The following is a 12,969-nucleotide window of genomic DNA, read 5'->3' on the forward strand; positions in this document are numbered from 1 at the left end:
ACACTCAAGGAAGCACATGCCCAGCAGAACAGCACCTCCGGCGACAGCGGCCGTCGCACGCCGGACCATCACGGGAATGATCGTGGCGATGGCCCTGATCGAGTCACTCAGTGGAGTCACACAGGGTTACCTCAACCCCATCCTCCCTGCGTTGGGTCCGACCTTTTCGATCGACGACCCCACCATCAACGGCATTTTCCTCATCTCCAACGTGAGCTTCGCGGTCCTCACGCCGATCATCTCGCGGCTCGGCGACAGCTACGGTTACCGGCTCGTCCTCCGCTGGTCGACGGCGGTGGTGGCGGCCGGCGTCGCGATGATGGCGTTGTGGCCGTCGCTATGGACGGTGACAATCGGCGTCATCATGCTCACGTGCGTGGTGGGCTTCATTCCGCTGATGATGGGCATCCTCCGGGTGAGCAACCCCGCGCAGACCCGCACCGGAGTCAGCGTCATGATCGGCATGCTCATGATCATGGTGGGTGCGGGTGGCCTGTTTGCAGGGATCATCGGAGTCGAAGATCCCACCCTTGGTTTGTGGGTCGCCGTGCCCTTCGCCGTCGTGGCACTGGTTTCCTCCTTCCTCCTGCCCGACGCCGGAACCCCCACCCGTGAGGGACTCGCCTTGGTGCCGCTTCTGGCCTGTTCCCTCGGGCTGATCGGCTTTGTGGTTGCCCTGTCGATGGGCCCGGACTGGGGTTGGCTGGATGCCAGGACCCTCGGGGCCGGGATCCTTGGCCTCGCGCTGTTGGCCTACTGGGCAGTCCTGGATGCCCGCAAGATCAACGGAAAACGATTCATGGACCTGCGCATGCTTGCCATCCCGCGCATCCGGGCAGTCTCGCTGGCCACATTCTTCTTCGGGTTTGCCTCCATCAGCTACTTCGGCACCAACGGGATTTTCCTGCATTCAAACCCGGACAAGACCGGCTACGGTTTCGCCCTCAGCCCGCTCCTGATCGCGATCGTCCTCGCGGCGGCTTCAGTGCTCTCGCTGCTTTCCTCGCTCCTGACCGCAAGGGCGCTGAGCATGTTCGGCGAGCGTGCCACTCTGGTCTTCGCCGGCCTCCTGCTGGCGGGAGGCTTCCTGGTGATGGCAGCCGCCCACGGCTCGTTGGCCGGGTACTGTGCAGGGTTCGCCATGTTCAATCTGAGCCTTGGCATGTACCAAGCGGGGACCCGGGCACTGTCCGTTGAAGGTGTTCCGCTTGAAGAAACCTCGACGGCGGCCGGCCTCAACGAACTCGCACTGTCTGTCGGGATCGCGGTGGGCGCTGCCGTGGTGAAGCTCATCTCCTCGTCCTCCGTCCAGTCCGGGCACATCACCGAGGGCGGGCTCCTGGCCATCTGGATCGCGCTGGCCGTCGCCGCCCTGATCGCGGCAGCAGCCGCTGCCCGCTACCCGAAGCGTCAGAACGCGGGGGCTGCCGCATGAAAGCCGCCTCCCCCGGCACCGCAACGTCCGCAGCAGTGCCGTCAACCGCCGTCGAACGCTGTGTCTCGGCAGCCTTGGAACGCTGGAAGCCGGAAATCCTTGGACTGAGCCACGCGATCCACGCCGATCCGGAGCTCAGCGGCCAAGAGTTCCGGGCCGCTAAACGCGTTAGCGGGCTGCTCCGGAGCGCGGGCTTCAGCTTCGACGGCCCCCAGCCGCTGCTCCCGGCATCGTTCAGCGCGCGCTTCGGGAATGGTGAGCTTGTGGTGGCGCTGTGCGTTGAATACGACGCTTTGCCCACCATCGGGCACGCCTGCGGACACAATGTGAACGCGGCCTGCTCTGTGGGGGCAGCGCTCGCGCTCGCATCCGTCGCCGACGTGCTCGGCATCACCGTCAAGGTCCTGGGCACCCCCGCAGAGGAGACCAGCGGGGGCAAAGTCGATCTCATGGGCGAAGGGTTCTTCGACGACGTGTCGCTGGCGATGATGGCCCATGCCGGCGCCGAGGACATCATCGGCGGCTCATCCTTGGCCATGTGTATGTGGGACGTGCTCTACGAAGGCCGTCCGGCGCATGCCGCGGCAGCTCCCTCAGAAGGGGTTAACGCCCTCGACGCGCTCGTGATCGCGCAGACGGCCATTGCTTTGGCGCGGCAGCAGCTTCCGGCCGGCTCGGTTGTTTCGTTGATCGTGACCGAAGGCGGGAGCGCCGTCAACGTCATACCCGAACGGGCGCGGGCGAACATCGAAATGCGTTCACCCAGCATCAACAACCTGCGCATCATCGAAGAACGCGTCCGGCGCTGCCTCGAGGCGGGAGCGCTTGCCAGCGGGAGCGCGCTCAAGGTCACGCCGTCGGGCAATGCCTACGCTGAATTGCGGCAGGACCAGTACCTTTCCGAGGCCTACCGCGGAGCTATGTCCGCCAGGGGGAGGGCTGTTGCTTTCAACGAGGAACCAGTGGCCTCCACTGACATGGGCAACGTCTCCCAACTGGTTCCAAGCATCCATCCGCTGCTTGGCTACGACGTAGGCGGGGCCGCCCATCACACCGCCGAGTTCGCTGCCCACGGCTCCTCCGCCTCCGCCGACCGGGCCGTCCTGGATGGCGCCTTCGGCTTGGCGCTCGCAGCCAGCGCGGCCGCAAGGGACCCCCGGCAACGGGAACGGCTGCTGAGGGGCTAGCCCGCCCGCTCTGGTTCCCGCCGCCGAGCGGGCGGACAATGATCTCAGCAGTTCGCGAAGGAGTGCGATGGGATTCTCGAGGCAACAAAAGACGTCGGCGGGCATGGCCGCATTTGGCCGCTCTCGTGACCCTGTGATCGATCTCGCCCGGTTCTTTTGCCTCCTCTTGGTGGTGCTCGCGCACTGCATGATGGTCAGCCCGGTCCTCCATCCGGACGGCACGGTCACCACCGAAAATACGCTCATGGAGCAGCGCTGGTTCGAACCCGTGCTGTGGGTGCTCCAAGTGATGCCGCTGTTCTTTGTCCTTGGTGGCATCACCGGGCTGGAGTCATGGCGTCGGCTCCGTGCGCGTGGCGGCACCGGCGTCGACTATGCGCAACTGCGCCTGCTGCGCCTCATCCGTCCGGCAACTGCGCTGCTGGCCACGATGTTCGTGGGACTGTGGGCCGCCCGGCTCCTGGGAGTCGACCCTCAAGTGGTCCAACTCATCACCACCGGAGCGGGCATGCCCCTGTGGTTCCTGGCCGCTTACCTTGCTTCCCAGCTCAGCGTTCCCGTACTGGCACGGCTGCACGGACATTCTCCTTGGTTGACTCTCGCCGGGCTGGTGGCTGCCGTCATCACCCTCGACTCCCTCCGCGGGGCATTTCCGATGCTCGCTTTCGTCAACATGCTCTTTGTCTGGTGCGCGGTCCAGCAGTTCGGCTTCTTCATTGCCGACGGTATTTTCGCTGGACGCAGCCGAGGCTGGTTTGCCGGGTTGATTCTAGGGAGCAACCTGCTGCTGGGTTTCGTCACGGGGATCGGGGTCTACTCGGGGAACATGATCGTGGACCTGAATCCGCCCAACTTCTGCATGCTGCTCTTGGGCCTGTCGCAGGCGGCCACATTGCAGTTGCTGCGCCCCGGGCTCGCGTGGGTGGCTGGTGTGCGCTGGATCCGCTGGATGGTGGCCGTGGCGGGCCGGCGGTCCATGACGGTCTATCTGTGGCATTTGCCGCTTCTCGCCGCCATGTCCGGACTGCTGCTGCTCACGAACTTCCCCAAACCCGCGGCCGGTACAGCCGAGTGGTGGTGGGGGCGCCCGCTGGTGCTGCTCGCCGTCGTCGTCCTTTTGGTGCCCGTCCTGCTGCTGTGCGGCAAGCTCGAAGAGCGCCCGACGGCGGCCGTCCACGCGCGCGGCAGGGCGCACGCCGCGGTGGTGACAGCCGGCGTCGTGGTCTTTGTTCCGGTGGTGGACGCCGCCTTCAACGGGCTCACGCTGACCCTTCTCGGTGGGGGAGCGGCGTGCTTCGCGCTGGGAGTGTTACTGCTCGGACGAGTGCCGGCCGGAGTGTTGTCCCCAGCCGACCCCGATGCCTCCGTAGTGCCATTGCCAGAGCAGGGTTTAAGTGCGAATCTCGACTCATGACTGAGTTCACGGATTCAACCGCAGAGTCGTTCAGCCCGGCCGTCACAACGGTCAGGAACGACAAATTCCACCGCTACGAGCTTCTGGTTGACGGTGAAGTTGCCGTGATCTCGCAGTTCATGGACAAGCCTGGCCACGTCGACTTCCTGCACACCGAGACGCGCCCGCAGTTCAAAGGCCGGGGACTCGCCAAGGTTTTGGCCCACTTTGCCGTGGACGACGTGGTTGCCGCCGGCAAGCGGATCATTCCGCATTGCCCTTTCATCGCCGCCTATTTGCGCAAGCATGAGGGCTACGAGCTCGACATAGATTGGCCGCCGGAACTGCCCGTGGGCGAGCCGGACAACGAGTAGGCACCCGCTCGGGCACATTTAGGGCGACGTCACATATAGTCGGATTTTGCCCAGGAATTCAAGTCGTGTTGAGGTCTGCTGCCACACTGGAATGCTATGGAGCAGGATTCTGAGCATAGGTCCGATGGCGCGCCCCCGGCTTTGGCCCCTGAGACCCACAGCGACCCGCAAATCATGGCAATGGTGCGTGAGGGCGACGCTGCTGCATTCGACGTGCTTTATCAGCGACACGCGGGAGCGGCCCTCTACGTTGCGCGCGCCCAAACGGACAATGCAAGTGACGCCGACGACGTCGTATCCGAGGCCTTCGCGTCGATTTTCCAAGCCCTCACCGAAGGCAAGGGCCCGGACGAGTTCTTCCGTTCGTATCTTCTGACTGCTGTGCGGCGGCTTGCCCACGACAGGAACCGGAAAGCCCGGCGTACCCTGGCTGTGGGGGACAGCGTCAGCCTGGACTCATCGATTTTCGACGCGGATAGTGTTCTCGACGCCTTCGAGTCCAGCACCATGGCAAGGGCGTTCAACTCACTTCCCGTGCGCTGGCAGGCGGTGCTCTGGCACGTCGACATAGAAGGGTTGAAACCCTCCGCTGCGGCGCCCTTCATTGGATTGAGCCCCAACGGGGTCTCGTCGCTCGTGATCCGGGCGCGGGAGGGGCTTCGGCAGGCCTATTTGCAGAACCACATCAGCTTGGCCGTTGAAGATTCATGCGCCGAGTATTCAAGCCAACTCGGAAAGTACGCCCGCAATGGGCTGAAACGCTCGTCGCACGAAAAGGTCAAGGCTCATTTGGAGGAATGTCCAAAGTGCACGGCCTTGTTGGTGGAACTCCACGACATCCAATCGGGCATGAGGGCGATTGTCTTCCCGCTGGTGGCTGGGATTTTCTTCACGCCAGCAGTGCCCGCAGGTTTCCTCCCCGATGCGGCCGATCCCACCGCTGCAGGCCTGAAACCGGCCAGCCTCTGGAAGGTGGCAGTCGCCGCTTTGGTTCTTGCGGGTCTCACGATTGCAGGCGTCCTCATGTGGCTCGGACAGACTGGGCCGCTGGTTGAAGCGGATGCAGGTTACGCGCCGTCAGCCCCGCAAGTCGCGCCACCGTCGGCCACCCTGCCACCAAGCCCGTTGCCGACGTCGGACCCGCCTCCCATCGCGGTGCCGGAACCGCCGCTACGGGAGATACTCCCGGCCCCGGAGGGGAAGGCAATCGTGGTAGATTCCGGGACCGTCTTCACAACTCCCATGCCGCAAACGTCCGCCACCTCGGCCCCACCTGCGCAGACGGTCTCGGCCTCCTTCGGCATTCAGCCGGGACAGGCTGCGCTTGAACGGCAGATCGACGTGGGCTTCTCCTTGCAGGGCGACGGCACGCCGACCACGGGCGAGGCCATCTTCAGTCTTTCGACCGAAGCAGGCTTCGTCGCAGGGAAATTCGCGGCGCCGGCTGGCTGGACCTGCTCTGACCCAGCGGCGGACATCCATCAGATTCGCTGCACGACGGGATCGATCGCCCCCAGCAGCCTCGGTTTCACGATGGGCGTTGCGATCTCCAGCCAGGCTGAGAACGCCACCTTGAGCTATCAATTTGGCGGACAGCGCATCGTCACGAAGACGTTTGCCAACCTTTTCCACTAGGTAGATTCCACGGGGTCGATCAAGGCCGCGACGGGCCTTTTAAAACGCGACGGGCCCTTTAAAAATAGTTTCGATTTTCGCGTCACGAATTGCCACTTACCCCCACTTCGTAATGGGTAGTCGTTTGTCTCCACAGCTAGCGGAGCAGGCAACCCTTGGAGATTGCTTCGAAATGGCTCGGCAGGACCGGGCCTCGGGTTGAAATGAGGGTGTGCCATGAACGGCGCAGTAATGGGTAGGAACCGATCATGAGGTCATGGTTTGCCAGGGCAGTGGCATTCTTGACAGTCCTTGCTGTCACCATGACCACAGTTGGTGTTGCCGGTTTGGGCCTTGCGGCGCCGGCCGCTGCGTACGGAGTGCTGAGGGGGGTGGCTGTTTCATGCCAGTCGATTTATGCGATCGAACACGCCGACCCGCACACCTTGTCCACCGTAAATCCAACCACCGGCGTGCTGACCCCCATCGCGACGCTTGCCAGTACTACCCCCGCGAGCAATGCGCTTGCGGTCGACTCGATCCACAATGTGCTTTGGCTCGTCGATCAAGCAGGCGGCCAGACAGGCAGCCCCACAATTCGGAGCGTGGACCCTCAGAGTGGAGTGGTCACCACCTTTACCGGGACCCCCCTCACGGCTCCGGCGGCGAACGGTGGAATCGTGATGGGTGCCTTCAATCCGGTAACCGCCATTTATTACTACGGCATTGTCTCCGGCGGAACGCTCTACATCTACGGTTTCAATACGAACACCAACACGGCCATTGCCGGTGAAACCGCGCGTGTTGCCTTCGGTGGCGCCTTCAACAACGGGGATTTTGCGTTCGACGGCGAAGGTCGCCTCTATGTGGCCACGTCAGGCGCCCTCTACGTCATTGACGCGGCTCTCCCAACAACTGGCGCGCCCACTGGACCGTCCCTTCCTTTCGCGGAAATCAGCCCCATTGCGGGCGCCGGCACCATTGGTGCAGTAGCGTTCGGAGCCGACGGCTACCTTTACGTTGGCATTGGCGGCGCCGGCGGCACCGTGTCCAAGATCAACCCAAGTACCGGCGCTGAGATGTCATCGGCCGTGATGACCCCAACAAGCGGCATCAGCGACTTCGCGTCCTGTGCCGAGCCCAACGTCATCCGCGTGCAGAAGAACCTGCCCTCTGGCCGGGCTGTTGCCACGGACCAATTCAACCTGTCAGTCACTGGCGGCGGGCTGGCTCACGGCAACGCGGGGACCACGGCGGGTACGGAGACGGGCGTCCAAAATCAGCAACCGTACGAGGTCGCTGGCCCGGTCTTGGGACTCGCGGGAACCAGCTACTCGATCTCGGAGACCGGTGCAGCGGGAGCCAATCTGGACAGCTACATGACGTCCTGGCAATGCGTCGACGTAGCCAACGGAAGCGTTCAAGTGGCCTCCGGCGCAGGCTCGAGTGGTTCCTTCGTGATGCCGGCGGCGGCGGGAACCGCAGGAACGGACGTTCTCTGCACCTTCACCAATACCCCTGTACTGAAGTCAATTTCCTTGGTGAAGTCCGTGCAGGAGACGACGCTGACCGCCGCGGGGCAAGTGCTGCATTACAACTTTGCGGTGACGAATACGGGCACCGTGGCTCTGGCCCAGGTGACCGTGGCCGAGACGGCCTTTACCGGTAAAGGGACGGCTCCGGTCATCACGTGTCCGGCGGGGACATCCTCGCTGGCTCCAAGCCAGTCGATCACCTGCACTGCCACCTATGTGGCGACCCAGGCGGATATCGATGCCGGGACCATTACAAATACCGCTGTCGCGGCAGGCACCCCGCCCACGGATTCGCCAGTGAGATCGGACCCGTCCACGGTGGTGCTCCGGGCAACGCAAAGCCCGGGCTTGTCGTTCTCGAAGGCCGCGGATGCTTCCAAGGTGACTTCCCCGGCCCAGGTCGGCCAGGCGATCACGTATCTCTTCTCATCGCAGAACACGGGCAACGTGACCCTGACGGGCGTCACCATTACAGATGGGCTGGCTGGCCTCTCGGCACGGGCCCACACCTGGCCGGGAACTCCCGGGACGCTGTTGCCCGGCCAGACCGTGACCGCTTCGGCGAACTATTGGCTGGCCCAGACCGATCTCGACGCCGGGCACGTGAAGAACACCGCCACCGTCGCCGGCACCCCGCCCACAGGGACCCCGATCACCCCGCCCCTTGGCTCAACGGACACTCCACTCGTCCAAGGGCCCGGACTGTCGCTTGCGAAGGGGGCCGACGCGTCGGCCATCCATTCCCCTGCGCGGCCCGGGGATGTGATCCTGTTTCATTTCACAGCGAAGAATACGGGCAACGTGACGCTGACGAACGTGGCGGTCACCGATCTGATGGCGGGGCTGTCCGGCCTGGTTACGCCTGGCCCGGAACCCCCGGGACGTTGTTGCCGGGGCAATCCTTGATCGCAAGGGCCAGCGCTGCGGTGACCCAGGCAATTCTCGATGCCGGGCGACTGAGGAATACTGCGACGATCACAGGAACCCCGCCGACGGGGACCCCGATGGTTTCGCCGTCGGCCCAAGTGACTATCTCGTTCACGGACCCGGCGGCCTCGCCTACCTCGTCGTCGCTTCCCTTTACCGGAGTTATGCTCGGGCTGCTGCCGTTTGGGCTGACGTTGCTATGCGGCGGTTTCCTGCTGGTGCTTTTCGGACGGCGCAGATAAACACCGGAGTTTGTGTACAGCTCGTGTCCCCTAACATCCGTCTTAAAGGGACACGAGCTGTACACAAACTCATGAAGCGGGAGGCCAGACAGGGCTAGTCTGGGCGCATGACAACTACAGCGAACGCCCTCACGGCACTTGTCACCGGCGCCACCGCCGGCATGGGTGCGGAATTCGCCCGCCAGCTCGCCCAGGAAGGGCACCACTTGGTCCTCGTGGCGCGCGATGCCAACCGCCTCCAGATCGCGGCTGACACACTCGAACGCGATTACAGCATCACGGCAGAGGTGCTTGCCGCCGACTTGACCGACGACGCCGGGGTGGCCGCCGTCGTCGCGCGTCTTTCGGACGCAACGCGGCCGGTGGATGTGCTGGTCAATAATGCGGGGACCGGACTTGTGAAGTCCTTCGAGCAGAACGACCCGAAAGATGAAAAGCGACACCTGCGGCTCCACGTCCAGACACCGCTGGAACTGTGCCATGCCGCCCTGCAGGGGATGCTGAAACGGGGTTCGGGGCGGATTGTCAATGTGGCCAGTGTCGCGGCATTTGCGAATCGCGGCACGTATTCCGCCGCCAAAAGCCTGGCAGGTGAGTTTCAGCCGATGGGCCAACCTTGCCTACGCAGCTGGCGGTGTGAAGGTCACTGCCGTGTGTCCGGGATTCACGCATACGGAGTTCCACGACCGCATGGGGATGGACAAGACGGTGGTGCCGCGATGGATGTGGCTGAACGCGGAGCGTGTGGTTCGTGAGGGCCTGGCCGACAACGCAAACGGCAAGGGCGTTTCGATCCCCTCGAAGCGGTACAAGATGGTGGTGGCCATCGTGAGGATGCTGCCGCCGCGATTTACCTCGGGGCCGCCACGGAGGCTGGCGAAGTAGCTCCTGGCGACTTATTACGGCGGGGCGCCTGGACCAGCACTGCCACGCCAATTCCGATCACTGCTCCCACGAAAGTCTCCACCCCGCGTTCCAGTGAACGAGTACGTCGGGATCTGTGGGGGAAGCGAGTTGGGTCATGAGCAAAATGACCGGGGTGAAGAACACCATGGCCCACCCGTAGTGCCGCGCCATGAACAACTCGGTGGGGAACTGGAAGGCGATCACCAGCAGCGCCAGAATGATGGTGGTTTGGCCCGGGAAATAGTGCAGCGGGGACAGCGGACCGGGGAAGAGCACGACGGCGACAATCGCCAATCCGAGGAACGTCCCCACGATGCGGTGGATCCCACGGTGCAGCCGGCTTGGCATGTCGGCTCCGGCCAGCGGAACCGCGGCCGCGGCCATGGCCCAATGCGGGTGGCCGCTGCCCGTGAGCACCCCGCAGGCTCCTGCCGCGCCGACCGCGAGTACGTACCGAGCGGCGTGGAATCCCACAGTGACGCGGAGTTGAGCTGTGAACGCCGGAATGTCCCGGGTGGCTCCCCGGTCCACAGGCCCGGTACCGGAACCACCCGGCAAAGCCAACCATCATCGAGAACGCCGCCGATACGGCGCAGATCAGCACAGCAGCAAAGAAAGGGATGCTCACCGGAACGGATGCGCATGCCCCTAGCGCCAGGATTCCGAAGAACGGGCCGTTGGGCTTGAGCCGCACCTTGTCCGAGAACAGCGATCCCGCGCCTGCCAACACCGCCTCGACCGCCACCAGGCCCCATGAATGGATGTGCGCAAGCGAAAGGAACGTGCCCACCGAGACGCCGGCCAAGAGCACGGCGGCGGCCTGCGCTTGGTGCTTGATCCGCAACTGGTGCGGTTCCGCGCGGCCGTACATGCCGGTCAGGGCACCGAAGACGGCGTAGATGATGAGGTCCGGACGGCCAACCGTCAGGAGGACGAGTGCAGGCGCGGCGACGCTGAGCGCGACCCGGACGGCAGCAAGGTGATCGCCGCTTGCTGGGGGAACGGTATTAAGGGCGCGGACGTGCGCCATGATTGATCGCAACAGCACACCACCAATCATTTTCAGCCGACCATTCGGAAGGTATCAGGACCCCAAGATCCGCGCCATTAGCTGGGTCACAACGTTGCTTTGTGTTTCGGAGAGCGCCGTGGATCGCTCGCAAAACCGGGAGCGAAACAGTGGCAGGATCGAATCATGACTGTGTCGTTCACCTGCCGCACCCACGTGGCCCTGGAACCGGGGCAAGTGTTTGATCTCGCCCGCAGCGTCGACGCCCATGTCGGCTCCATGGCCAGGTCCCGTGAACGCGCAGTGGCGGGTGTGGTGTCCGGACTGATGTCGGAAGGAGATGAGGTCACCTGGCAGACGTGGCATTTCGCCCTCCCCTTGCGGATGCGTAGCCGCATCACCCATCTTCGCTTCCCCTATTCCTTCACCGACGAGCAAGTGCGCGGTCCCTTTCGCTTCTTCCGGCACGTGCACGAGTTCATTCCCGACGACGGCGGGACCCTCATGATCGACCGGGTCGAGTTCGCGGCGCCTTTCGGTGTTGTGGGCCGGATTGCGGAGAAAGCGGTCTTGGGCAAATATCTACGGAACCTCATTGAACAGCGCAACCGGTACCTGGCGCGCGGTGGGGCCGACGCGTGATCAGGGCAGCACGCGTGGACGAACTGGAACGCCTCCGGGGGATCGAATACGCCGCGGGTGAAGTCTTCCGCTCCTGCGGAATGGGCGCCATCGCAGACGACGAGCCGTTGACGGTCACTGAGTTGGCTCTCTTCCAGGCCTCGTGGCGGTGCTTTGGTTTTTGCCGACGCGTCGGATGTTCCGGTGGCCTATCTCCTGCTTGAGTACCTGGGCGGCAATGCACACGTGGAGCAATTGAGTGTCCACCCCTCGCATGCGCGGCAAGGTCTCGGGAGTGAGTTGCTTGATGTCGCAGAAGAATTAGCCCGCGGCGAGGGGGCAGAGTGGCTGACCCTGACCACCTTCCGCGACGTCCCATGGAATGCCCCGTATTACCGCCGCTTGGGCTTTGAGGAATTAGATTCGAACGAGCTGGACGATGGCTTGCGAGCCATCCTCGAGTGCGAAGCCTTGGTGGGCCTCACCCGCTGGCCGAGGATCGCCATGCGGCGGCGGGTCAACTGACTTTCAGACCCCAATGATTGTGTCAGTTTGTATTGACAGATTCATACTGTCAGTCCAGACTGACAATATGAACGGTGACGAGCTGCCTGCACCCATCCCGGCTACTGACCCCGCGATTGGCCTCCGCGCCGTTGGCGCCTTGCATCGCCTGGCCGAAAAAGTTGAAGCGAGCAATGTGGCTCTCGCGAGGGAACGGGGCTGGTCCTGGAACAGATCGGCGATGCGTTGGGCGTCTCCCGGCAGTCGGTTCACGCCAAATACGGAAAGTGAGACTGACATGTTCGAACGATTTGCCGGCGAAGCAAGAACCGCCGTCCACGCCGGTGCGGAGGAAGCCAAACGCCGCGGCGACAGGAGGATCGGCACAGACCATTTGCTCTTGGGGTTGTTCCACGATCCCCAGAGCCGCCGGATCCTGGGAACGGACCTCGAATCCGCACGCGCCGGGCTCGATGCCCTGGACCGTGAGTCCTTGGAAGCCGTCGGCATCACGGTGGACCACTTCGGGCCGCTGGATGCGCCGATCAAGGCAAGCAGGGTGACTTTCACTTCGGCTGCCCGCTCGGTCATTCAGGACTCCCTGATCCTGACCACGAAGGAGAAAGCCCGCAGAATCACTACGCGGCATCTCTTGCTCGCCCTGCTGGAGCGGCGGCAACCCGATCCGGCCGCGGTCCTGCTCGACCATCTGGGCGTCGATGCGGTCGCACTCAAGGCGCGCCTCAAGAGCCCGGATTCATAGCGACCCGCTCCCTGGTGCCCTGTTCCCGGCTCAGGTCCTAGCCCGCAACCAGCTCAACCTCGTAACCGTCGGTGTTCACCAGATAGGCGGCGTAGTGGTCGGGACCGCCGGCATGGGGATACTTGCTCTCGAACATCTCGTACCAGCCGGAGTCGGCGCCAAGCCGGCGAAGGCGTTCGACGTTCTCCCTCGTGCCCGCATGGAAGGCGAGGTGGTTGAGCCCTGCTTGTCCGGCGGTGCGTGCTCCCGGTGAGCGCTAAGGACTGTTCCACCACAATGTAGGTCGCCCCCAGTTTCCAACTGCATCCGTCGGGCCATTCCTGGAATCGCTCGTAGCCCAGTTCTGCCAGCAGCCAGCCCCATTCTTCCTGCGCACGGCTGGCGTGCGGTACCCAAATCTCTATATGGTGCAGCGAACCCACTGGAACTTCAGCCATGCGCAGAGTCTACGTTTGCTGG

Annotated in this window: 13 protein-coding genes and 2 pseudogenes; 12 read left to right on the forward strand and 3 right to left on the reverse strand. The window is 63.7% G+C overall.

All coding sequences use genetic code 11. The annotated features are described in order from the left end of the window. The first annotated feature begins 16 nt into the window (after positions 1-16). The 6 genes from ACF0H6_RS13980 to ACF0H6_RS14005 all read left to right on the forward strand — a co-directional run bounded on the left by ACF0H6_RS13980 (position 17) and on the right by ACF0H6_RS14005 (position 8,444). Positions 17-1,435, forward strand: a complete 1,419-nt coding sequence (locus tag ACF0H6_RS13980; RefSeq protein WP_395250231.1) for a hypothetical protein — start codon at positions 17-19, stop codon at positions 1,433-1,435. Next, positions 1,432-2,622, forward strand: a complete 1,191-nt coding sequence (locus ACF0H6_RS13985; protein WP_395250232.1) for an amidohydrolase — start codon at positions 1,432-1,434, stop codon at positions 2,620-2,622. The genes ACF0H6_RS13980 and ACF0H6_RS13985 overlap by 4 nt, the downstream gene beginning before the upstream one ends. A gap of 67 nt (positions 2,623-2,689) precedes the next feature. Further along, positions 2,690-4,036, forward strand: coding sequence for an acyltransferase (locus tag ACF0H6_RS13990; protein WP_395250233.1), 1,347 nt, complete (start codon positions 2,690-2,692; stop codon positions 4,034-4,036). Beyond that, a complete protein-coding gene (locus ACF0H6_RS13995; RefSeq protein ID WP_395250234.1) occupies positions 4,033-4,389 on the forward strand; it encodes a GNAT family N-acetyltransferase in 357 nt (118 codons plus the stop codon). Before ACF0H6_RS13990 ends, ACF0H6_RS13995 begins: the two co-directional genes overlap by 4 nt. Positions 4,390-4,485: 96 nt before the next feature. Next, positions 4,486-6,024 (forward strand): sigma-70 family RNA polymerase sigma factor, encoded by a 1,539-nt coding sequence (locus ACF0H6_RS14000; RefSeq protein WP_395250235.1) that lies wholly within the window; start codon positions 4,486-4,488, stop codon positions 6,022-6,024. Positions 6,025-6,272: 248 nt separating this feature from the next. Further along, positions 6,273-8,444, forward strand: coding sequence for a hypothetical protein (locus ACF0H6_RS14005; RefSeq protein WP_395250236.1), 2,172 nt, complete (start codon positions 6,273-6,275; stop codon positions 8,442-8,444). Here ACF0H6_RS14005 and ACF0H6_RS14010 read toward each other — a convergent pair. Beyond that, a complete protein-coding gene (locus tag ACF0H6_RS14010; RefSeq protein ID WP_395250237.1) occupies positions 8,395-8,580 on the reverse strand; it encodes a hypothetical protein in 186 nt (61 codons plus the stop codon). The two genes, ACF0H6_RS14005 and ACF0H6_RS14010, sit on opposite strands and share 50 nt — an antisense overlap. A 234-nt stretch (positions 8,581-8,814) precedes the next feature. Here ACF0H6_RS14010 and ACF0H6_RS14015 point away from each other — a divergent pair. Beyond that, positions 8,815-9,592 (forward strand): annotated as a pseudogene (locus ACF0H6_RS14015) (SDR family NAD(P)-dependent oxidoreductase). 57 nt (positions 9,593-9,649) lie between these two features. Here ACF0H6_RS14015 and ACF0H6_RS14020 read toward each other — a convergent pair. Beyond that, positions 9,650-10,177: an FUSC family protein gene (locus ACF0H6_RS14020; RefSeq protein ID WP_395250238.1), complete on the reverse strand. Its 528-nt coding sequence runs from the start codon at positions 10,175-10,177 to the stop codon at positions 9,650-9,652. Between the two features lie 199 nt (positions 10,178-10,376). Here ACF0H6_RS14020 and ACF0H6_RS14025 point away from each other — a divergent pair, with 199 nt between their 5' ends. The 5 genes from ACF0H6_RS14025 (at position 10,377) to ACF0H6_RS14045 (ending at position 12,510) form a co-directional block, all read left to right on the forward strand. Next, the gene (locus ACF0H6_RS14025) at positions 10,377-10,649 is read left to right on the forward strand and encodes a hypothetical protein (protein WP_395250239.1); all 273 of its coding nucleotides are present in this window, start codon (positions 10,377-10,379) and stop codon (positions 10,647-10,649) included. Between the two features lie 159 nt (positions 10,650-10,808). After that, positions 10,809-11,264: a cyclase gene (locus ACF0H6_RS14030; protein ID WP_395250240.1), complete on the forward strand. Its 456-nt coding sequence runs from the start codon at positions 10,809-10,811 to the stop codon at positions 11,262-11,264. Beyond that, the gene (locus ACF0H6_RS14035) at positions 11,261-11,467 is read left to right on the forward strand and encodes a hypothetical protein (protein ID WP_395250241.1); all 207 of its coding nucleotides are present in this window, start codon (positions 11,261-11,263) and stop codon (positions 11,465-11,467) included. Before ACF0H6_RS14030 ends, ACF0H6_RS14035 begins: the two co-directional genes overlap by 4 nt. Continuing rightward, positions 11,448-11,768: a GNAT family N-acetyltransferase gene (locus ACF0H6_RS14040; RefSeq protein WP_395250242.1), complete on the forward strand. Its 321-nt coding sequence runs from the start codon at positions 11,448-11,450 to the stop codon at positions 11,766-11,768. Before ACF0H6_RS14035 ends, ACF0H6_RS14040 begins: the two co-directional genes overlap by 20 nt. A 67-nt stretch (positions 11,769-11,835) precedes the next feature. Further along, positions 11,836-12,510 carry a Clp protease N-terminal domain-containing protein gene (locus ACF0H6_RS14045; protein ID WP_395250243.1) on the forward strand — a complete coding sequence of 225 codons (675 nt, stop codon included), beginning with the start codon at positions 11,836-11,838 and terminating at the stop codon, positions 12,508-12,510. Positions 12,511-12,547: 37 nt separating this feature from the next. Here the strand turns inward: ACF0H6_RS14045 and ACF0H6_RS14050 are convergent. Beyond that, positions 12,548-12,947: pseudogene (locus ACF0H6_RS14050) on the reverse strand (VOC family protein). Between the last annotated feature and the right edge of the window lie 22 nt (positions 12,948-12,969).

Source organism: Arthrobacter sp. NA-172, assembly GCF_043952055.1.
Lineage (GTDB): Bacteria > Actinomycetota > Actinomycetes > Actinomycetales > Micrococcaceae > Arthrobacter.